Source organism: Micrococcaceae bacterium Sec5.1, from assembly GCA_039636795.1.
Lineage (GTDB): Bacteria > Actinomycetota > Actinomycetes > Actinomycetales > Micrococcaceae > Arthrobacter.
Map to the genome: position 1 here is coordinate 4,204,662 of CP143430.1, position 21,450 is coordinate 4,226,111.

Genomic DNA, 21,450 nt, shown 5'->3' on the forward strand with positions numbered 1-21,450 from the left:
GGCACGTCAGCTGGGCTGGCTGCCGGACCGGCGCGGCTTGATCTGGCGTCGAAGCTTGGCCACGGGAACACTTTCTCGGTGCTCGGCCGGCTTCTGCGCGCGGTGTACGGCAACGATGCCGCCGCTGAGGTTGCGGTAGGTGATGTCTGTCCAGCCTGCTTCGCTGAGCCACTGCGCCAGGTGGTCCTGATCCGGCCAGGCGCGGATGGATTCGGCGAGGTACACGTACGCATCCGGGTTGGAGGAGACCTTGGTGGCGATGGCCGGGAGGGCTCGCATCAAGTATTCGGTGTAGAGGTTGCGCCACAGCGGCACCACGGGGTGCGAGAACTCGGCGATGACCAGCCGGCCGCCCGGTTTGGTGACGCGCAGCATTTCCTCGAGGGCTTTGCGCGGTTCAACAACGTTCCGCAGGCCGAAGGAAATGGTGGAAGCGTCAAAGCTGCTGTCCGCGAACGGCAGGTTGGTGGCGTCTCCGGCGATGAAGTCGATGTCCGGGCGGCGTCGTTTGCCCACTTTGAGCATGCCCAGGGAGAAGTCGCAGGCCACAACATTCACGCCGGCATCGGCGTAGGGCTCACTTGAGGTGCCCGTTCCAGCGGCGAGGTCCAGGACCTTCTGGCCCACCTTCACATCCATGGCATCCACCACGATCCGGCGCCACCGACGCGTCTGCCCCATGGAGAGGACGTCATTCACGACGTCGTATTTGGGGGCGACATCGTCAAACATCGTCGCAACTTCGTCCGGACGCTTTTCCAAGGATGCTCGGTTCACCCTGCAATTGTCTCAGACATTCAGCCGACTTTGCTGCGCTGTAGAACTCGGCTCAGGTTCTGGCGGCACGCGGGAGTACTGTTGTTCCATCATGACGAGCACGCTCCGTACCTTGACAGTCCCCCTCGATGTCGAATCATCCTCCGGGGGGCTGCCGTCGTTTCTGGTCCGGGACGACGTCCTCTGCTGGTCACGCCGCGAGGCCGGTCTGGTGGGCTATGGCGAGCTGACCCGCTTCAACGTCTCAGGCCCGGAGCGTTTCCTTGAGGCCGATATCTGGTGGCGGCACCTTATTCTTGAGGCCGAGATCACCGATCAGGTGGACATTCCAGGCACTGGTCCGGTGGCGTTCGGCTCGTTCGCTTTTTCCAAGATGTCCCCGCACGTTTCCCGGCTGATCGTCCCGGAGATGGTGGTTGGCATCCGCGATGGCCGCGCCTGGGCCACCCAATTAGCGTTCGACGACGTCGAGCTCACCGAGGCGGGCGTCCTCGCCGCCCTGGACCGCTGGCTCACTGAGCCCGAGCCAAACGGCGACGGCTCAGCGGCAGGAGCGTCCGACGTCGGGCTGTCACCTGACGCTTTTTCGCCCAACGGCGCGGCTGGTTACCTCAGCCGCGGTTCCCTGAGCGAAACGGATTGGATGGAGGCCGTCTCCAATGGAGTGGCGGAAATCCGCACCGGCAAGCTGGAGAAACTGGTGTTGGCGCGCGACGTCGTAGCCAACCTTCCTGCCGGCGTGAACGCTGCGGAGGTGCTTCGCCAGCTGGCGGCACGGTACCGGGAATGTTGGACGTACGGTGTTGACGGCCTGGTGGGTGCGACGCCGGAAATGCTGATCCAGGTGGAGGGCCGCACGGCCCAGGCCCGCGTGCTGGCCGGAACGTTGGATCGGCGCGACGCCGAAGGTGTAGACGGATCCCCCATGGCGTACGCCGAGCGTGTACTGGCCGGATCTGAGAAGCAGCGCCACGAGCACGAGATCGCGATTGATTCGCTGACCCGCCAGCTGGCGCCGTTTTCCGAGGCGATGAACTCCCATAGCGAGCCCTTCATTCTGGAACTGCCGAACGTGTGGCATCTGGCCTCGGATGTCAAGGCTGAGCTGGCCGATATCGAAGGTCATGTGCCCACATGCTTGGCCTTGATCAACGCCCTTCATCCGACTGCCGCCGTGTGCGGAACACCTACCTTGGTTGCCGGTGCGCTGATCCGAAAACTGGAGCATCTGGACCGTGGCCCGTACGCCGGTCCGGTGGGTTGGCTTGATGCTGCCGGGAATGGCGAGTGGGGCATCGCTTTGCGCGGCGCGGTCATCGAGGACGCCAACACGGTGCGCCTTTACGCGGGTTGCGGGATTGTGGAGGGTTCGCAGCCGGAGGCTGAGCTTGCCGAGACCTGGGCTAAATTCCGGCCGATGCTTGAGTCCCTGGGCATCCAGCGCTGAATCTGGGATCTCAGACTGGGACTCGCAGGGGGCGCTTGCATATTCGCTAAACTAGTTATCCAATAGTGAAACTTAGTTTCCTGTGATGCACATCTCAGGTTCGGCGCTACACTAAAACCGACTTAGTTCAGCATCCACTGCAACAAAAGGTAAAAAACATGCAGATCTCCCGTTCGGTTCTGTCCGGCACCAAGATGGCCGCCGTGCTCGCAGCAGGCGTCCTGGCCCTGACCGCTTGTGGCGGTGGCTCCTCCACCCCGGCAGCCTCAAGTGAATCGGGCGGCCCCAAGCTCATCAACGCCGGCAAGCTCACCGTGTGCTCGGATGTCCCCTACGAGCCCTTCGAGTTCCAGAAGGACGGCAAGATCGTCGGCTTCGATATGGACATCGCCAACGAACTGGCCAAGGACCTCAAGGCCGAACTCAACGTGGTGGACAGCTCCTTCGAAGCAATCGAGACCGGCACCGCACTGACTGGTTGCGACGTCTCCATCTCCTCAATCTCCATCACAGACGTCCGCAAGAACGTCATGGACTTCTCCAACCCCTACATGGATGACGACCTGACCCTCGTGGCTACTACGTCCTCGGGCATCAGCAACCTTGATGGCGCCAAGGGCAAGAAGGTTGGTGTCCAGCAGGCCACCACCGGCGCCCAGTACGCCAAGGACAAGGGAATCGACGCCCAGCAGTTCGAAGACTCCGGCCTCCTGGTCCAGGCCCTCAAGGCAGGCACCATCGACGCCGCCGTCGGCAACCAGTCGGTTCTGGGTTACGCCATCATGGACGATTCCAAGCTCAAGCGCGTTGAAGACTACGCAACGGGCGAGAAGCTGGGCATCTCCATCAAGAAGGGCAACACGGCCATGACTGATGCCGTCAACAAAACCCTGAAGCGCATCACCGATGACGGCACCCTGAAGAAGTTCCAGACCACCTGGTTCGGCGAGACCACCAAGAAGTAGTCCGAGCCCCGGCTCCCAAGAATCACGCAGGCGGGCCCCGCAACGATCTGTCCAGGCAGTCCGTTCGGGGCCCCACCTGCGCAACACGAATGTGAGAACACCATGGCAATGACTACACGTCAACGAGCCAAAGTCAGTCTGAACGTCCAAGCCGGGATCTTCGTTGTGGCCGTGGCCGCTTTGATCCTCGCCGTGGATTGGAAGACCGTTGGAAACAGCGTCTTCAACTTCGCCAAAATTGGCCCGATGTTCCCCGACATCTTCCTGATCGGGCTCAAGAACACACTTATCTACACAGCGCTTGCCTTCGTTTTGGGCCTCTCCGGTGGTCTGCTGCTCGCACTGATGAAGCTCTCCTCTTTCCCGCTGTACCGCTGGCTCGCTACCGGATACATCGAATTCTTCCGTGGCGTCCCCGCCCTGCTGGTGTTCATCGCCTTCGGCTACGGCGTACCCCTGGCCTTCGGCGTGCAGTGGGATGTCAACATTGTGGTCATGGTTTCCCTCGGTATGGTGGCTTCGGCATACATCGCTGAAACCCTGCGTGCTGGCCTCCAGGCTGTCCCCCGGGGACAGATGGAAGCCGCCCGCTCCCTTGGAATGCCGCACTGGCGCGCGATGGTCTCCATCGTCATTCCGCAGGCCTTCAAAATCGTCCTGCCGCCGCTGACCAACGAGGTCATCCTCCTCACCAAGGACTCCTCGCTGATCTACGTCCTGGGCCTCACCGCGTCCCAGTATGAGCTGACCAAATTTGGCCGCGACGGCATCTCCAGCCTCGGAGCCGGGCTGACCCCGTTGCTCGTGGCCGGTGCCTTCTACCTGGTCATCACCATCCCCCTGAGCCTCCTGGCACGGAAGTTCGAAAGCCGCTCCGCGCGGGCGAATCGATAGGCAGGACAATCATGAACAACTCCAATGGGAGCACCTCCGTTCGCGCCGCTGGCGTGAATATCCAGGACCTCCGCAAATCCTACGGAAGCAATGAGGTCCTCAAGGGCATCTCGCTGAACGTGGAACCAGGCCAGGTTGTCTGCCTGATCGGCCCTTCCGGTTCCGGAAAATCCACCCTCCTGCGCTGCGTGAACCTGCTTGAGCACCCGAATGCGGGCACCATCAACGTGGGCAAGTTCGAGGCAACCGACCCCGACGTGGACCTCAACCGCATGCGCCAAAGCGTTGGCATGGTGTTCCAGCACTTCAACCTGTTCCCCCACCTGAGCGTGCTGGACAACTGCACCATCTCCCAGATGAAGGTCCTCAAGCGGTCCAAGTCCGAGGCCGGTGAGGTAGCACGCCGCAACCTTGAGCGCGTTGGCCTTGGACACTTGGCTGACCGTTTCCCGGACCAGCTCTCCGGCGGCCAGCAGCAGCGCGTGGCCATTGCCCGGGCACTGTCCATGGATCCGCAGCTGATGCTCTTCGACGAGCCAACATCTGCCCTTGACCCCGAAACCGTGGGCGATGTCCTCGCCGTCATGCGCAAGCTGGCCCAGGAAGGCATGACCATGCTGGTGGTCACCCACGAGATGGGCTTCGCCCGCGAAGTGGCTGACCGCGTGGTCTTCATGGACGCCGGCGTCGTAGTGGAAGAAGGCCCTGCAGAACACGTCATCAGCGCCCCGACCCAGGCGCGAACCAAGGAATTCCTGCGCCGCGTCCTGGACCCGACGCACATCGACGTCGTGGAGGACTAGGGCCTTCCGGCCCGCTGACGCCACGCAAGTTCGTTTAGCGCCGCGCATCTTCTTCAGCGCCACGCCAACGGGAGGGCGACACCTATATATAGGTGTCGCCCTCCCGTATTTGTGTCCGCTACGAATTTGCGTGTCCTGCAGAAGCACGACGGCGGCGGGGAACCCCGGCTGTCGCAAGCTCACGTTCCAGCTTGCTAACTGTCAGGTCACTCCACACCAACCGGAACACACTTCTCCCTGTGGCACGTATCGCATCTTCGCGGCTCTTCTCCTCGATCACAACCTGAGAGGGTGTCCGGCCCTTCAGGAATTCCGGTTTCAGATACTTTTCGCGGCCATCGAATTCCCCCACCACCCTGGCGTCCTTCCAGTAATAGTCCGTATAGACGACCCCTACTTTCGTTCGAACTTCATACTGCAACTCGGGAGCAGCGAAACCGGCGAGATGCATGAGCCCCCGACAGTAGGACTCCCCCGGCGAACCTGAATTTGTAGCAGCAAATTGAACAACCGCTGCCACGCGCTTGGCGGCGGCCTTCGAATACCGGGAATCAATATTATTCAGCAGCTCATCCCTCGTTACGGGTTTGCGATGACGTCCCTGGGATAAGAGGAAATCCACGGGAACAACAGCCTCGGCAAATGGCACGGAGGCTGCGATGTCCAGTGCCGTCCTGACCCGGCCCGTCACAAGGAAACCGTTCGCTTCCTCGGCTTCCTGGAGACCATCGCTGACATAGTGCCGCCGGACGCCTGCTCTGGACCTTCCCCCGCCGGCGTAGGAGCTGAGTGCGTGAACGGGTTGTCGTCCGACGATCGTTGGAATGCCATGAATGGTGGCCGCGGAGTGGTGCGAGAACACCGTGGCGGAAGTAAATGTCTCAGCAGCAGCCGCAACGCTCAGGGCATAACGCTCCCATTTCTCCAGGGCTGCCCATCTTTTCGCATCGACATAGACTCCGTGGCGGACTCTCACGAGATTCCCACTCTTAGCTGCCATCGACAGTTTGCGGGAGTCCCCGCCAATGAGGGATAAGTCCTTGGCAAGAATGAGTTTGGGTAGGGTCCGCATGGAGCAAGTCTTTAGACTCGCCGGGTCAAAGAGGAGGGCTTGGTGGCCGTATGTGGAAATCTCATCGCACCCTTCCGGATGCATGCGGCCACCCTCACGGGATCCGCCACCCGTGCGGACTCCGGCACGACACTCGAACTGCCTGCTGACACATATGCCCGCCAGTGACGCCCATATCCAAGTGTCACCTGTCCGTTTGAGCAGCGGGGAGACATGTATGTGGCGTGGGCGAATTTGGGTGGCGTGGAACCCCGGCTAGCCTGCCGTCAGCACCTTGCCCACGGCACCGGACACTGCTTCCTTGATGCGGGCATGAAGTCCGCGCAGCCCTGCCCGGTCCACGCGCACCTCCACAATGGTGCGTCCCTTCAGCGGTGACTTGAGCGCCTCTGCGAGTTCCGCCGTCGTGCTTACCGCCTGATGTCCGACGCCGTAGGCCGCCGCGAGTGCCGCGATGTCCACGGAGTGGGGGGTGCTGAAGAGGCGTTCGACGGCGGTGCCGTAGGCCCCTGAGTCCTCCACCGCGCCGTGTTCGAGGAGGCTGAAGATGGCGCCGCCGGAGTCGTTGAGGACCACGATCCGAAGGTCGGGGATGGGTTCGCCGTGGCCGAGAAGCAGTCCGCCGGCGTCGTGGAGGAAGGTGACGTCGCCCAGGAGAAGTGTGGTTTCGCGTCCGCTGCCGAGGGCAATTCCGGTGGCCGTGGCGATGGTGCCGTCGATGCCGGCGAGGCCGCGGTTGGCGTAGACGGTGGCGATGGGGTCGGGGTGCGGTTGGCCGGCGAGGTCGACGTCGCGGATGCCGTTGGAGGATCCGAGGACCAATTTGCCTCGCGAGTGCTCCCAGACGGTGGCGCCGACGGAAGGACCGTTGGCAGCCGATTCCCCGGCCAATATTCCGTCCAAGGCATGTTGGGCGGCAGCCCCGGCCAAGAGCCAGGAATCCAGCCACTCGTCTGAGCCCCGGCCGGCAAATCTAGCCAACTCAGGGAGGGTTTCGATGGGTGTCTCGCGGCGACGGCCGGCCTCGTACCAGGCCACGGGGACCGGCTGGTAGATGGCGGATTCGACGGCGGGGCGAGCCAACAGCGAGGCCACCGGCCTGGAAAGGGTGGCCCTGCCGAACAGGACCACGCGCTCAATCGGTGTAGCCGAGTCTGGGCCGAAGTGCTCCAGCAGAACCCGGTATGGGCCCACGGCGTTGGGCCCGAAACGCGCATTGGATGAGGGTTCGGCGAGCAAGGGAAGGCCGTGGGCGCGTGCGAAGGCCTCGGCCACGGGACCGGCGTCATGACCTGCGAGAACCACGGTGCGTCGCTCGGCGAGCTCGTTCGAAGCCGCCGGGAGATCCAGCGCCTGGGGACCGGCGTCGTAATGGAACACGCTGTGACCGGCGGCAGCGGGAAGGGCATCGCCGGGGCCTGGAACCAACGGGTCGCGGAACGCGAGGTTCACCTGAACTGGGCCCGGCGGCGTGTCCTCGAGGGCACCGGTGGCGGCATACAGTGCGGTGGCCACTGCCCTCTGAGGGCTGTCCCCCGCGGCGACGTCGACGGCGAAGCGAACGTGATCGCCGAACAGGTCCAGCTGAATTGTGGTCTGGTTCGCCCCGGTACCGTGAAGCTCCTCCGGCCTGTCCGCGGAGACGACCACCAGCGGCACGGCCGAGTGGTTGGCCTCCATCACGGCGGGCAGCAGATTCCCGACGGCGGTACCCGAGGTTGTCAGGACGGCGGCGGGCGCTTCGGTTGCCAGGGCGAGACCCAATGCCGTGAACCCTGCATCTCGTTCGTCGATCCTGACATGGAGGAGAACTTTACCCGCCGCTTCTGCCTCGGCGAGGGCGTAGGCCATGGGTGCAGAACGTGAACCTGGCGCCACCACCACGTGCCGCACACCGCCGTCGAGCAATGCCGTAACGGCGATTCTGGCGGCGGCGATGGATGTCAGAGAGTCCTGGGAAGTCACCATTCCAGTCTATTGGCGTCGACGGAACCCCAATCCCTCTCTCACATCCCACCGCCTTCCACCGGATCCTCTCGCACATCCCACCGGCTTCCACCGGATCCTCTCGCACATCCAACCGGCCTCCACCGGATCCTCTCGCACATCCAACCGGCCTCCACCGGATCCTCTCGCACATCCAACCGGCCTCCATTGGATCCTCTCGCACATCGTGCCGGCTTCCACCGGATGCTCTCGCACATCATGGGCCACGAAAAGGAGCAGCCCGAACCCGTGGGAAGTGAAAGAACGATCGCCCAAAAGCCGCGGGAAGTGATAGAACGATCGCCCAAAAGCCGCGGGAAGTGAAAGAACAACCGCCGAAAAGCCGCAGGACGTGAGAGAAGATCCGTCAGAAAGCCGCAGGACGTGAGAGAGCATCGGGAAGATAGAAGCGCTCCCCCACCCGTCAACCCGGGGGAGGGAGCGATTCTGCCGCCTACGTTACTTGCGGAACACCTGGACGATCGACGGCCGTGGCGCCCGCACTGCACCGGTCGCCGGGGTGGCTCCAGCGTCCACGTAGTCCGGGAAGAACGAGTGCTGGTCCGCGAACGTGCCTTCCTCGCCCGGGTGCTGGACCGCTACGAAAACGCTGCGCTCCTCGTCGTGGACGATCGGGCCACAGGTCTCGGCTTCGCGCGGGACTGCGAGGAACTGCTCCACCTTTCCGCGTTCGGGGCCTTCGAGGGTGACCTTGAACAGCCCGTCTGCGTAGCCAATGGTGGAAGGTGCACCGTCGGTGGAGATCCAGAGGTTGCCTACAGAGTCGAAGGCCACGTTGTCCGGGCAGGAGATCGGGGAAACCTTGTCCGCCGGGAATCCTGAGAAATACGTGGACGTGTTCTTGGCGGGGTCACCGGCCACCAGCAGCAGGGTCCAGTTGAACTTGGTGCCCGTCTGATCCGGGCCTTCAGTGATTTCCACGATGTGGCCGTCACGGTTCAGCGTTCGGGGGTTGACCTCGGTGGCGCCTTCCTTGCCGGCCTTGCCGCGGTCCGAGTTGTTGGTGCAGGCCACGTAAACCTTGCCCGTGAGCAGGTTGGGCTGGACGTCTTCGCAGCGGTCCATCTTGGTGGGGCCCACTTTGTCAGCGGCAAGGCGTGTGTAGACCAGGACTTCAGCAGCAGACATGCCCGGAACCGCCGAGACGCCACCCACCACCAGCGGCAACCACTCGCCGGTGCCGTCAAAGGCACCGTCGGTGGGAACCTTGCCCGTGCCATCAATTTCTGTCGCCGGGGAGTCACCGGTGAAGCGCGCAACGTACAGATCACCTTCGGAGAGCAGGCTCATGTTGTTCTTCCGCGCCTCAGCTGAGTCGCCGGGCTGGTATTTGCCCTTGGACACGAACTTGTAGAGGTAATCGAAGCGCTCGTCGTCACCCATGTACGCCACAACCTGGCCCGACGGAGCCACAATCACATTGGCGCCTTCATGCTTGAAGCGGCCCATGGCGGAGTGCTTCTTCGGAGTCGAGGTGGGGTCGAACGGGTCAACTTCCACGATCCAGCCGAAGCGGTTGGTCTCGTTGGCGTAGCCAGCGTTGCGCGTGTCGAAGCGGTGCTCGTCGAGTTCCCACTGACGCGTGGTCGGCTTTGCAGAAATGCCGTAGCGCTTGTCGCCGTCGCTGGTGCCGGGGGCAGCGAAGTAGCCGTTGAAGTTCTCTTCGCCCGAGAGGATGGTTCCCCACGGTGTGGTTCCGCCGGAGCAGTTGCCCAAGGTTCCCTTGATCCAGCGGCCGTCCGGGTCATCGATTGTCTTGACCAGGTTGGTGCCTGCAGCAGCGCCGGTCAGCTCGTAGACGGTGTCCGTGAGGAAGCGCCGATTCAGGGGTGCACCCTGAACGTAGCTCCAGGGCTGGTTCTTGTTCTTGCGCTCCAACTCCACCACCGTCAGGCCGTGACCGGCTCGACCAATGGCACGGGTTTCAGCGGCGTCAAAACCTGCCGGCAGCATGATGTTCTCGTTGGTGTATTCATGATTCGTGAACAAGACGGCTCGGCGGTCCTTGGACCCGGGAACGGGGATGATGTCTGTGTAATCGTTGTTGTACCCGAACTGGCGTGCCTGGGCGGCAGCAGTCTGCGCGTTGAGGTTGAAGGCCGGCGAATCAGCGAAAAGGGGGTCGCCCCAGCGGATGATCGGCTTCCAGTCGAACCCCTCTGGAACTGTGAACGCGTCAACAGCGGCGTCCACTGGCTTGATTGCCGTGAACTGGAGCTTGGACTTCCCGAAGCCCTTCTTGGCTGCGTCTGACAAACCGTTGCCGGCATCGGCAACCGCTGAGTCGGCACCAGTCACTGCACTACCAAGAACGACGGCGAGCGCACCGGCGGCGCCAAGCCCCAGGGCGGCGCGGCGGCTCATGGCCGTTGAGGCGATGTCGCGGAAGTAGCCGTTGGAGCTGGTGTTGCAAACATCGCCGGCACAGGCGTTGTCGCACTTGAGAGCGCACGTGACCGCGCTGCGCTTGCCTTTGGTGTGGCCGAACATGGGCAGCAGTGGGAACGTGCGTCCGGTGGTATCAGACATGAGGGGACCTTCCAGAGAATGTACGAGGTTCCCGCTGAGCCTTTCAGCGCAATCCGAATCCGAGAGGACACTCTGGTTAAGTTTCGGTGAACAGGTCCTCTTGGGAGGAAGCGAGCGCCGAATGTACGCGACGCAGCCTCTCCAACCACCAGTCGCGACGTTCCCCCGGTGCCGCATAGTGCTCCAGCAGCCCGGGATCGGCGACGGCCTCGCGAAGGTGGATGGCGCCGTCGTCGGCTACCAAGGGATCCAGGGTGATGTCCGAGGCGAAGAGCGAAACGGTGCCAAGCCCGCAGGCGTATGGAAGCGAAGGCAGTGCGGCGGCGAGCGCCAAACCAGCACGGATTCCAATGGAGGTATCGAGGGCGGAGCTGACGACGGCGGGGAGGCCAGCTTGGGCGACGATGTCCAGGGCGCGTGCCACTCCCCCTAGCGGCGCTACCTTTACGACGATCAGGTCAGCGGCCCCCGCCCTGGCAACGCGAAGGGGGTCCGCTTCTTTCCGGACGCTTTCGTCGGCGGCTATCAGGACGGGCGTTCCCACTGTGGCAAGGCGGCGTCGCACCTCAGCTAAGCCCTCAATGTCCGACACAGGTTGTTCCGCGTATTCAAGTCCGACGACTGACAGTTTGCCCAGTGCCTCTACAGCCTGGTCAACCTCCCAGCCCCCGTTGGCATCGACGCGGATGGCGGCGCCTGGGAGGGCGCCGCGCACGGCGGTGACCCTTGCGAGGTCGTCGGCAAGAGATTGACCACGCTCAGCAACTTTGATCTTGACGGCATCCACCCGGCCGAACCGCGCAAGCACTTCCGGCACACGCTCCGCAGGGACTGCGGGAACGGTGGCGTTCACGGGAATGCTCTCCCGAAGAGCTGAAGGGAACCCAGTCCAGCCTGCTTCCAAGGCGGCAGAGAGCCAACGCGAGGATTCGTCGTCGTCGTATTCCGGAAAGGGGCAGAATTCACCCCAACCCAGAGGCCCTTTCAAGAGAAGTGTTTCCCGCTCCATGATGCCGCGGAACTTCACGCGCATGGGCAGTGAAACAACGTGGGCATTATCGAGGAGTTCTTCGAGCGGCGGCACATCAGGAAGGCGAGCGGGCATATTGCCACTGTACCGGCGGCTCATCAGGCCAAGGGCAGGTCAATTGGGCTATGTGGACAACTACTCCGTCCAGTATTTCCGTATCTTGCCCAGTGCATCGCCCAACTGCTCACCGGACAAGGTGAGGGAACTTTCGGGCATCCCCAGCTCATCCCACCGAGCCACCAGTTGCGTATCGCCGTCGAGCGGTAAAGGCCACAACCAGTAGTGCGCCGTCGACTGAACGACCTCATCATTGCTGCTACCGCCACCGCCGCCAAGAGTAGTAAGGACGGGGCCGGTGGCGTCCTCCGTCCCTTCGTACATGGCCGGCCCGTGGATGGCTGCCACTGCCTTGCGCCCATCGGGGAAAGCGACGCCGACCTGTAAACCTGATCCGATATCCAGGCTTGAGCGCGGATGGTTGAAGGACCGATCCATGACGTCCCGCCACTCCCTGTCCGATTCGTCGCCACGGCGAACCGACCACACGAGGTCCAAAACACATCCCGTGGAATACACCTCCACCAGTTTCAAGGCCATCACCATCTGCCGGCTGTTGTGAACGAACTCCCCGATGTGAACCACGCCAGGCAGCTCGTCCGACGGCGGACCGGACCACCCGGGGCGGAGTGGCTGGGGTTGGCGCGGACGCTGGGGTGGCTCTGGAAGATCGTCGAAGAACGTCATGCTCCATGCTTACACCGCCACGACAGCTAAAGGCAGGGTTGCCATCCGAACGGAATCGTGGAACCGCGCTATCCTCTGATTCACGACTCATTTTCAGGGGAAATATGACGCACGCACCCAACGGCTCCACGACGCCCGCCGGCTGGTACCCGGATCCTTCCTTCCCACAGCAGATGCGCTGGTGGGATGGAGTGCAATGGACGGCCCAGCTGGCTCCGCCGCCAGGGCAGTTCCAACCACAGTTCCAAGGCAAATACGTAAAACCCCCAAGGCCTCTAATAAGTCCCCACTCTGCTGTTTACAACGCCTTCATTTGGATAATCGCTGCCTTCCCGTTTCTCCAGGCCGTGTTGATTCTGACGTGGAATCCAGAGTTCCGTTACATGACAACCCGCCAGGGCATCACCACGATTGACCCCTTCTCCCTCTATACACCCGGGTATTTCGTCATGGCAGGCGGGGCTTTCCTCATTTATGCCGGTTCTGTCGCTTTGGCGGCGGTGGACTATCAGCGGTTATCCCGTTCAGGCGTGGTGCGTCCTTTCCACTGGGCATGGGCCTTCCTGGGTGCAGTTGTGTACGTTGTCGGGCGTTCGGTGATCGTGTACAAGGTTGCGCAGCCACGCGGGCTGTGGCCCATCTGGCTCATGGCGGCTGGCATGGTTCTCTTCTATGGAGTTGCCATTGCCAAATCCATGGCGATGATGCAGTCCATGTTCTCTTCCATGGGCTACTCGGTCGCCACGTAGAACTGATGCTGCCCGCCTCTCAGGGCAAGATCTCCGCAGTAAGCGCATACGCCGCACGAACCCAGCCCAGGAACTCGGCGTCAATTTCACTGGCGTCCTTCACGATGACTTCGTTGTGCCAACGGTTACTGGATACGCGCTCAGCCCGGTGAACGCGGTCTGACTCAAGCTCGCCCTCGAGAACTATGTTGACCAGAATGCCGCCACGACGAGGATGGATCCCCAGAAACGCGCGCCCGTGTGTGACGTGGAAGGATGAGGCGTTCTCTTGTAATTCGCAGCCTTCCAACGCGGAGAGTGAATCCATGAGTGCCTGGAAAATGCCGGATGAAGCAGGGTCGGTTTCAATGCGCTCTTTAGCGGTGCGTGCCATGCTGCCAGCATAAGTGTCGCTTCCCTGAACCGGGACGGCACCAGTCCTCACACGCGTTAGGTAGACTGCTGACAAATGACGGATGGAAGGACCTCCCGATGAACCGCAAGGCCACTGCACTGGACGTCGCCAAAAGGGCGGGAGTGTCCAGAAGCGCGGTCTCGCTGGTGCTCAATGGCCGCGGCGACGGCAACGTGGCCAAGGAGAGCCAGGACCGGATCCGTCTGGCCGCACAGGAACTCAACTACTCCCCCAACGCGATCGCGCTCAGCCTGCGGAATCAGCGATCGCGGGTGATCGGCATACTGTCCGACGAAGTTGTGGTCAGCCCATTCGACGGCAACATCATCGGTGGCGCGGACGACGTCGCCCGCAGCAGGGGGTTCGTCACCGTCGTCATGGATACAGAGCGCGACACCGCCCGGGATGCGAGCGCAATCGAAACCCTCCTGGACCGCCAAGTGGACGGGCTCATGTACGTGACTGTGGGTTTGAAGCCGCTCGACGTCCCCCACGGCATGCTGCGGGTCCCGTCAGTCCTGGCCAATTGCTACGACAGCAGCCCCAAACCTCAACTTCATCACGTCATCCCGGACGAAATCACTGGCGGCAGGGACGCTACCGAGCACCTGCTGCAGTTGGGCCATCGGGACATCGCCTTGCTCGCTGGCGCTGAGGAATCCCCGGCCGCTCCCCTGCGCGTCGAGGGCTACCGCGATGCGTTTGCTGCGGCCGGCCTGTCGGTTCGCGCGGACCGGATCACCATGGCGGGTTGGGATATCGACGCCGGTTTCCATGGCGCCATGAAACTGCTCGACGGCGTGTCCCCGGCTGAGCGGCCCACGGCCATCATGTGCGCGAATGACCGCCTGGCAATCGGTGTTGCCCTGGCTGCCGCCCGTTTAGGCCTGAACATCCCTACCGATCTCTCGGTGATGGGTTACGACGACGAATCACGCATCGCCGACACCATGGTCCCCGCCCTCACCACCATGGCCCTGCCGCTGCGTGAGATCGGCCGCGCGGCCATGACCACACTTCTGGACAGGATCGAGGGCATACCCGCCGGCACAGAAGGCACCACGGAAACGAGTGTGGAAACAATGGTCTCCTGCCGACTCGTCATCCGGGAATCAACCGGCCCGGCGCCAACGCGCTGACACGTTCACCGATTCTCTGGGCAACCCCGTTGCTGACCCGCTATTCCGTTGTCGGCCAACAACGAAATAGCGGGCGTCCGACGTCGATCCATCCACGCCGGACGCGCCTTCTACCTCTCGAGCCCGATCTCCTCAGGGTGCCGCGCAACCAGGCTCCCGAGCAGACGGAGAGCGTGGTCAGTGGCGGAGCCGGGTTCGGCTGTGAAACCGACTAATTGGAGGCCCGGATCGGTCATCAGTTGCATGGCCTCGTAGCTGAGATCCAGGTCGCCCACGTCCGGGTGGTGGAAGAGCTTCTTGCCGGCCAGGTGTATCCGCACGTCGTGGGCTTCCCAAAGCGCTGCGAACTCGCTGCTGCCGTTGATGAGCTCTTCGATGAGGTTCCGGAGGGCACGATCGGACGGGACTCGCCCTGATTCAGCGCGGAGCAGGGCGACAACTTGCTCCGACGAGTCGTTCCACTCTCGGTAGGCCAACTTGGCTCGGGGGTTCAGGAAGAGGAAACGCGCGAAGTTCACCGGCTCGCGGGGCTCCGCATACATCTCGGAGAAGAGGGCACGCCCCAGGGCGTTGCTCGCGACGACGTCCATCCGGCCATTCTGGACGATTGCAGGGAATGTCATCGCGTCCAGTAGCTGCCGGGTGCCGGGGCGGATCTGATGGGTTCGGGACGCGGGCTTTCGTTGCGGCGTCCTCGCACCCATGTTTGCGGCACGAACCAGATCATACAAGTGGGCGTGCTCGGCGTCGTCGAGCTTAAGCGCACGACTGATCCCGTCAAGGATCGCGTCGGATATCCCTGATGCGTTGCCCCGTTCCAGCCGCACGTAATACTCAACGCTCATCCCGGCGAGCAGCGCGACTTCTTCGCGGCGAAGCCCGGGCACACGACGACGACCTCCGAAGTCCGGCAATCCCGCTTCAGCCGGGGTTAGCCGCGACCGTCGCGAAATGAGGAACTCGCGAATGTTGGCGGAGGTGGTCATGCTCCAAATGTACGTCAGCGGCTTCCCCGTAGAGGGGCCCGCTTATTAACCCTATAAAGCGGGCCTGCCTCCGCCTCACGCGTTCTCCTTTACTGGATCTATCACCTCAATGGCACGACAACGAGCCAGCACACACAACAAAAGGACCACAACACTATGAAGACCACACGCCTCGGAGGCCTGGAAGTCTCCGCCATTGGACTCGGAGCCATGACCATGGCTGGCATCTACACCAGCGAAGGCTCGCTGGATAACGCAGAGTCGATCCGCACCGTCCATCGGGCTCTCGATCTCGGCGTCACCCACATCGACACGGCCGAGATCTACGGGCCATTCCTGAGCGAGGAGATCGTCGGCCAGGCGATTAAGGGACGCCGGGACCAGGTCAAGATCGCGACAAAATTCGGCTTAGTGTCCCACTTCGACGGCGGCCCTGGAGTCACGGACAGCAGCGCTGCCAATGTGAAAGCCGCGGTGGAAGGCTCCCTCAAGCGCCTCGGCACAGATCACATTGACCTCTACTACCAGCACCGCGTCGACAAGACTACGCCGATCGAAGAAACTGCAGGCGCCGTGGCGGACCTGATCACTGAGGGCAAAGTCCTGCACTTCGGGCTGTCAGAAGCCTCGCCGGAGACCATCCGCAGGGCACACGCTGTCCATCCGGTCAGTGCATTGCAGACGGAGTACTCGCTGTGGACCCGAGACGTGGAGGAAGAGATCTTGCCACTGCTACGTGAACTCGGCATTGGCTTCGTCCCCTACTCACCACTTGGCCACGGCCTGCTGACCGGTCAGATCCGCTCGGTGGAGGACTTCGCCGACGACGACTGGCGCAAGACCAACCCGCGCTTCACGGGCGCGAACTTCCGCCGGAATCTCGCGATCGTTGAGGAAGTGAAGGCAATCGGTGCCGAAATCGGAGCCACCCCCGCACAAACTGCCCTCGCCTGGCTACTGACGCGAGGCGACGACATCGCCCCGATCCCCGGAACCCGTCGTGTTTCACGGGTCGAGGAAAACACAGCCGCCGCCGGCATCAAACTCACTAACCACCAAGTGGAGCGGCTGAACTCGCTCCAACCAGCCGCGGGCGAACGCCATGACGAAGCCAACATGGCCTCGATTGACAGTTGAATCCTGCCCCCCCAACGCACGACGTCGGCCTGCCGCCTACTCGGGGAGCGTCAACTCCCACACGTTGGCAGTTGCGCCGGCGGGCAGGGTGAGCTGCCACTCCTCGCCGGCCGCCGGGTAGGCGCGAAGCGTCGTCGCCACTGAACCCGTGCGGTAGACCTCCACCAGGGAAGCATCGATGAAGATCCGGAGCTCCTCCCCTGGAGCTAATGAACCCGAGTAGATCACTTGCCGGTTGTCCCCGGAGCCCTCTGAACCCGAAACGAGCGCCAGCTCCACATCGCCGGACGACTCAGCACCAGAAGACTCAGCACCAGAAGGCACAGCAGCACCTGTCACGAGCACCTCGGCAAACGCGGGAACCGCCACCGAGCCCGCAGCATCCGCAGCAAGGGCAGCCCCCTCAACAACAGCAGCACCCCTGTACGCCTGCACCTCGGGCGCCGGGGAAACAGCCAGTGCCCCGTCAACCACGGACAGAACGCGAGGATGTGTCAGCACGCCCGACCATCCGGCGTCGTCGATTTCTTCCTGGGTGCGACCTCGGCGACCATCCCGACCCGGACCTTCGTTAGCCCACCCCCACAACAAGGCCGCAGGCGAAGAAGCCGAGGAAGCATAAGAGAGCTGGACAACCTGCGGTGCGTAGAAGTCGCGCCCGAGATCCGATTTCCCACCGGAGGACGCCACAAACACAGGCAACCCGGAGACAGGATCCGAAGCCAGGGAACCGATCAGATGCCCAACCCCGTTGGCGTGCTCGTGGTCGTCGCCAGAGAGCCAGAGCGAGAACATCATCACCCACGCAGCGGCCCCGGAGGAAGAAGGCACCTGCACCAGTTGCGGGCACTCCCAAATCTCGGCCGGCGTGTGAACTGCCGCCACGGGATCAGCAGAGGTTAGCCAGATGCCCTCGTACTTCCAGTCGTCAAGGGACTCCACCGTGTACAGCAGCAAAGCGGCGCGCCCATCAGATAGACCAGCTCCCTGGATGGCGTATCGAGCACCGTTGAAGTGGAAGATAAAGGGATCGCGCACGGCTGTGACCAGAGGATCAGAGGGCATGGATGCAGCAACATGGCCGGTCTGCTCCCACGTCACCAGATCGGCCGAACCACGGGCAATCACCACCTGCGAATGGCCGCCGTGGTCCTGGACACCCGAATAACAAGCGGTGGGCACCCCACCATCAGAGGTCACCACACCCGTCCAGCAGCCTGCGGAATCGGGACCGCCCGGCTGAGGCGAAAGCGCAACAGGGTGTTCTTCCCAATGGACCAGGTCAGAGGAACTCACGTGCCCCCAGTTGATCTGTGAGTGCCGCGCAGACGAGGGGTTGTACTGGAAGAAGACGTGGTACCGGCCGTTGATGTAGCTGATTCCGTTGGGATCATTGATCCAGCCTTGGGCCGGGCGCGGGTGGAAGCGCGGGAAGGCCGGATCCGGGTGCGTCGAAGCAGACAACAGGGAATCAGAAACTGCAAGGTCCATCAATTGGAACCCTTTCAATCAGAGGAGTTACTTGCCCGTTCCAGCGGTGAGTCCGTCCTGCAGTGCGCGCTGGCCGAACATGAACACCACCAGCGCGGGAATCATGGAGAGGACGACGCCTGCCAGCACCACGGAGATGCTTCCGGTGCCCAGGTTGCCCTGCAGCGACACCAGGCCCAAGGGCAGCGTGAAGTTTTGCTCGGAGATGGTCATGATGAGTGGCCTGAAGAACTCGTTCCAGTGGAAGTTGAACGCCAGGATGCCCACGATCGCCAGGCCCGGCACAGCCAGCGGTGCGTAGACGGAGCGGAAGGTACGCCACGGCGAGGCGCCGTCGATCGCCGCCGCTTCAGCGAGCTCACTGGGCAACCCCAGGAAGTACTGGCGCATCAGGAAGGTGCCGAACGCCGTCGGGATGGCCGGAATGATCAACGCGAGCAGCGTGTCCGAGAGCCCGACACCACGGATCAGCATGAACACCGGCACGATCGTCACTTGGGCGGGCACCATCATCGTGGCCAGCACGATGGAGAACAACGCGCCCCGTCCCCTAAAACGAAGGTGCGCGAAGGCGTAACCGGCAAGGGCTGCGGTGAGCATCTGCCCGACGGCGATCAGGCCGGTCACCAGGGCACTGTTCAGCACCAGTCCCACGATGTTGAGTTGCTTGAACACCTGCTGGTAGGACGCCAGATCCGGGTTCAGGGGCAGGAAGGCCGGTGGCAGTTTGAAGGATTCCGACGGCGGACGCAGCGAGGTGGAAAGCGTCCAGAGAACGGGGCCCAGGACAAAAACGGCTGCGATCAGCAAGGCGGCGATACGTCCGGCAACTGACCAGTCGCGCTTCCTGCGCGTAGCCACAGGCGCCGTGGTTTCAACACGTTCTGAGATGAGGGTCATGGCGGGCCTTACTGGTAGAAGACGAATCGTTTGCTGAGCCGGAACTGAGCGGCTGTGATGGCCATGATGATGAGCGTCAGGATCACACCGATCGCCGAGGCTTGCCCGAACTCGAGGCGTTGGAATGCGGACTCGAAGATCACCATGACGGCGGTACGCGTCGAGTCGCCGGGCCCGCCGCGCGTGAGCACGTAGGGCTGATCGAACACTTGCAGCGCGTTGATGATGGCCATCACCGAGGCCACCAAGGTGGTGGGGCTCAGCAGGGGAAGCGTCACGTAGAAATGCTTGCGCCAACCTGTAGCGCCATCGATGGACGCGGCTTCATACGTCTCCACCGGGATCGAGGCCAGCCCGCCAATGAACAGCAGGAAGGAGAATCCGAAGTTCTGCCATACATACACAAGAATTACGACGGCGGCCGAACCACCTGGCGTCGTCAGCCACGGCACCGCTGGGACGCCTACGAGCGAGAGCAGCCAATTCACCACGCCGAACTGCTCGTTGAAGAGGTAGCGCATGAAGATGGACACCGAGGCTGCGGACAGGATCAGTGGGAAGAAGAAGGCTGAGCGGAAGAACACCCTCAGCCAGGACGGGAGCTTCTCCTGCACCATGATCGCCAGTCCCAGGGCGAGTCCAAGCTGGAGGGCTACGGCGACGATGACGAACACGATGGTGTTAAGGAAGGAGACGCGGACGGTCGGGTCCTGGACTACCTCGGCGAAGTTATCGAAACCCACGAACGTCGGCGCGGAGATGATGTCCCAGCGGAAGAAGGCGAGCGCCAGGGACGCGACGATCGGCAGGAGGGTGAAGATCCCCATGCCCACGATGGTCGGGGCAAGGAAAGCCCATGGCAGCCAGCGCTGTTGGACGCGGCCACGCTTGGAGGGCTGGCTGTGCTTGTGGGTGGCTTGACGGCCCGGCTGCTTCCCGGTCCCGGTGGGGGTACTGGTTGCGGTGCTCATGGCTGCCTCCTCAGGGCCAGTTCAAGATCGCGCTGCATTGATTCGAGGGCCTGCTTGAGTTGGCGCTCGTCCCCGCTGACGGCCAGGGATACGTTTTTCATGAGGGCCGTTTCGACGGCGGCCTGCTGGGGTGGTGCCGGAATGGGACCTGTGGTGGGGAATTTGTCCAGGGTCTCGTAGAAGACCTTCCAGTTCCGTGGACCTGTGCCGGCATAGAGTTTCTCGTTGACCATGGAACGGCGCGCGGGTGTGGTGTTCGGTGTGGGGAACACGATCTGCATGGCCTCTTTGCTGGAGCTGAACTTCACCCATTCCCAGGCTGCGTCCTTGTCCTTGGCGGTCTTCATGATCGCGTAGCCTGCCGTGCCGAATTGGTGTCGCTGGGTCCGCCATTTCGGGAAGAACTGGACGTCGAAGTCGTTCTCTGTCATCCCCGCCTCGTGGAGGCCTTGTACCCAATAGCCGCCCGCCGGCGTCGTACCGATCCTGTTGGAGGCGAAGAGACCGATCAGTGCGCCACCGCCGCCTTCCTCTGGCCGGACACCCAGTCCGTCCTTGACCAGGCTGCGGAGGTAGTCGAAGGATTCGAAGACCCTGGGATCGTCCGCGTTGGGTTCGAGCCACTGGTAGCCACCGGAGCGGAGACTGCGCGAGGGGTCGTTGGCGTAGAAACCGTCCCAGAGCCATTCGCCGCCGGTGGACTTGGTTTCCTTGAGGAAGCTCGTCTCGTTGGCGTAGAGCCATGGCACCACTCCACCGAAGAGGCGGTTGGTCCAGTAGTACGGCGTGAAGTCCTGCGGCTTGGCTTTCTTCATCGCAGCGAGGGTGCTGCGGAAGTCCATGTGCGTCCAGTCGTCGGCGGGGCGTTCCAAGCCGGCCTGACGGAGTGACGCGGTGTTGTAGTACATGTTGGCGGCGTTCCAGTCGATGGGGAGCTGGAACAGGCTGCCTTTGTACATGAAGGCTTCCACCAGGCTGGGGTGGACGTCTTCGAAGTACTCCTTCATGTGGTCGGCGTCGCGGCGCAGGTACTCGTCCAGCGGATGGGCCAGTTTCTCGGCGAAGAGCTGGGCACCTTCAGTGGCCACGTACACGACGTCCGGCGGTGTGCCTGCTGCCACCATGGTGAGGATCTTGGTGAAGAAGTCCTTCCAGTCCACGGCCTGGATGGCTTGGACCTTGACCTTGATCTCTGGGTGGACCTTGGCGAAGGCGTCGATGACTTTCTGGCGGGCTGCGGCGTCAGCGGCGGTGCCCATGATGGCGATACTGAGGCTGTTGTCTCCCCGGCCAGGAATGTCTGTTCCGGTCAATCGCGGCCACGACGCCGCTGTTGCTCCGACTATCCCGGCACCGAGGGCTGTGAGGGCTGTTCTGCGTGTGAACTGTCGCAAAGCCCCATTGGTTCCCGGCAT

Annotated in this window: 19 protein-coding genes; 7 read left to right on the plus strand and 12 right to left on the minus strand. The window is 62.7% G+C overall.

The window, feature by feature from the left end:
• Nucleotides 1–6: 6 nt before the first annotated feature.
• The gene (locus VUN82_19200) at nucleotides 7–777 is read right to left on the minus strand and encodes a demethylmenaquinone methyltransferase (GenBank protein XAS71190.1); all 771 of its coding nucleotides are present in this window, start codon (nucleotides 775–777) and stop codon (nucleotides 7–9) included.
• Nucleotides 778–868: 91 nt separating this feature from the next.
• Between VUN82_19200 and VUN82_19205 the strand changes: the two genes are divergently transcribed.
• The 4 genes from VUN82_19205 to VUN82_19220 all read left to right on the plus strand — a co-directional run bounded on the left by VUN82_19205 (nucleotide 869) and on the right by VUN82_19220 (nucleotide 4,886).
• Entirely contained in the window at nucleotides 869–2,224 is a 1,356-nt protein-coding gene (locus VUN82_19205; protein XAS71191.1) for an isochorismate synthase, read from the plus strand.
• Between the two features lie 158 nt (nucleotides 2,225–2,382).
• Nucleotides 2,383–3,189 (plus strand): ABC transporter substrate-binding protein, encoded by an 807-nt coding sequence (locus tag VUN82_19210; protein XAS71192.1) that lies wholly within the window; start codon nucleotides 2,383–2,385, stop codon nucleotides 3,187–3,189.
• 102 nt (nucleotides 3,190–3,291) lie between these two features.
• Nucleotides 3,292–4,083, plus strand: coding sequence for an amino acid ABC transporter permease (locus tag VUN82_19215; protein ID XAS71193.1), 792 nt, complete (start codon nucleotides 3,292–3,294; stop codon nucleotides 4,081–4,083).
• Between the two features lie 11 nt (nucleotides 4,084–4,094).
• The gene (locus VUN82_19220; protein ID XAS71194.1) at nucleotides 4,095–4,886 is read left to right on the plus strand and encodes an amino acid ABC transporter ATP-binding protein; all 792 of its coding nucleotides are present in this window, start codon (nucleotides 4,095–4,097) and stop codon (nucleotides 4,884–4,886) included.
• A 118-nt stretch (nucleotides 4,887–5,004) separates the two neighbouring features.
• On the opposite strand, the gene VUN82_19225 is transcribed toward VUN82_19220, so the two are convergent.
• The 5 genes from VUN82_19225 to VUN82_19245 all read right to left on the minus strand — a co-directional run bounded on the left by VUN82_19225 (nucleotide 5,005) and on the right by VUN82_19245 (nucleotide 12,268).
• Nucleotides 5,005–5,958, minus strand: coding sequence for a hypothetical protein (locus VUN82_19225; protein XAS71195.1), 954 nt, complete (start codon nucleotides 5,956–5,958; stop codon nucleotides 5,005–5,007).
• 255 nt (nucleotides 5,959–6,213) lie between these two features.
• On the minus strand, nucleotides 6,214–7,923 hold the full coding sequence (gene menD, locus VUN82_19230; GenBank protein ID XAS71196.1) for a 2-succinyl-5-enolpyruvyl-6-hydroxy-3-cyclohexene-1-carboxylic-acid synthase: 1,710 nt from the start codon (nucleotides 7,921–7,923) through the stop codon (nucleotides 6,214–6,216).
• Between the two features lie 480 nt (nucleotides 7,924–8,403).
• Nucleotides 8,404–10,494 (minus strand): PhoX family phosphatase, encoded by a 2,091-nt coding sequence (locus VUN82_19235; GenBank protein XAS71197.1) that lies wholly within the window; start codon nucleotides 10,492–10,494, stop codon nucleotides 8,404–8,406.
• A gap of 76 nt (nucleotides 10,495–10,570) precedes the next feature.
• Entirely contained in the window at nucleotides 10,571–11,599 is a 1,029-nt protein-coding gene (locus VUN82_19240) for an o-succinylbenzoate synthase (GenBank protein XAS71198.1), read from the minus strand.
• Nucleotides 11,600–11,659: 60 nt separating this feature from the next.
• The gene (locus VUN82_19245) at nucleotides 11,660–12,268 is read right to left on the minus strand and encodes a hypothetical protein (protein ID XAS71199.1); all 609 of its coding nucleotides are present in this window, start codon (nucleotides 12,266–12,268) and stop codon (nucleotides 11,660–11,662) included.
• Nucleotides 12,269–12,372: 104 nt separating this feature from the next.
• On the opposite strand from VUN82_19245, the gene VUN82_19250 reads away from it, so the two are divergent.
• Nucleotides 12,373–13,017, plus strand: coding sequence for a DUF2510 domain-containing protein (locus tag VUN82_19250; protein XAS71200.1), 645 nt, complete (start codon nucleotides 12,373–12,375; stop codon nucleotides 13,015–13,017).
• Between the two features lie 19 nt (nucleotides 13,018–13,036).
• Here the strand turns inward: VUN82_19250 and VUN82_19255 are convergent, their stop codons facing one another.
• The gene (locus VUN82_19255; protein XAS71201.1) at nucleotides 13,037–13,390 is read right to left on the minus strand and encodes a DUF5655 domain-containing protein; all 354 of its coding nucleotides are present in this window, start codon (nucleotides 13,388–13,390) and stop codon (nucleotides 13,037–13,039) included.
• A 98-nt stretch (nucleotides 13,391–13,488) separates the two neighbouring features.
• On the opposite strand from VUN82_19255, the gene VUN82_19260 reads away from it, so the two are divergent.
• Nucleotides 13,489–14,550 carry a LacI family DNA-binding transcriptional regulator gene (locus VUN82_19260; GenBank protein XAS71202.1) on the plus strand — a complete coding sequence of 354 codons (1,062 nt, stop codon included), beginning with the start codon at nucleotides 13,489–13,491 and terminating at the stop codon, nucleotides 14,548–14,550.
• Nucleotides 14,551–14,660: 110 nt separating this feature from the next.
• Here VUN82_19260 and VUN82_19265 read toward each other — a convergent pair whose 3' ends face one another.
• Nucleotides 14,661–15,536: a helix-turn-helix transcriptional regulator gene (locus tag VUN82_19265; GenBank protein ID XAS71203.1), complete on the minus strand. Its 876-nt coding sequence runs from the start codon at nucleotides 15,534–15,536 to the stop codon at nucleotides 14,661–14,663.
• Nucleotides 15,537–15,692: 156 nt separating this feature from the next.
• Here VUN82_19265 and VUN82_19270 point away from each other — a divergent pair, with 156 nt between their 5' ends.
• A complete protein-coding gene (locus VUN82_19270) occupies nucleotides 15,693–16,673 on the plus strand; it encodes an aldo/keto reductase (protein XAS71204.1) in 981 nt (326 codons plus the stop codon).
• A gap of 36 nt (nucleotides 16,674–16,709) precedes the next feature.
• Here VUN82_19270 and VUN82_19275 read toward each other — a convergent pair whose 3' ends face one another.
• The 4 genes from VUN82_19275 to VUN82_19290 are packed head-to-tail and all read right to left on the minus strand — an operon-like array spanning nucleotide 16,710 to nucleotide 21,450.
• The gene (locus VUN82_19275) at nucleotides 16,710–18,167 is read right to left on the minus strand and encodes a glycoside hydrolase family 32 protein (GenBank protein XAS71205.1); all 1,458 of its coding nucleotides are present in this window, start codon (nucleotides 18,165–18,167) and stop codon (nucleotides 16,710–16,712) included.
• Between the two features lie 24 nt (nucleotides 18,168–18,191).
• The gene (locus VUN82_19280) at nucleotides 18,192–19,064 is read right to left on the minus strand and encodes a carbohydrate ABC transporter permease (protein ID XAS71206.1); all 873 of its coding nucleotides are present in this window, start codon (nucleotides 19,062–19,064) and stop codon (nucleotides 18,192–18,194) included.
• Nucleotides 19,065–19,072: 8 nt separating this feature from the next.
• Nucleotides 19,073–20,035 (minus strand): sugar ABC transporter permease, encoded by a 963-nt coding sequence (locus tag VUN82_19285; protein ID XAS71207.1) that lies wholly within the window; start codon nucleotides 20,033–20,035, stop codon nucleotides 19,073–19,075.
• A complete protein-coding gene (locus VUN82_19290; GenBank protein XAS71208.1) occupies nucleotides 20,032–21,450 on the minus strand; it encodes an extracellular solute-binding protein in 1,419 nt (472 codons plus the stop codon). Before VUN82_19290 ends, VUN82_19285 begins: the two co-directional genes overlap by 4 nt.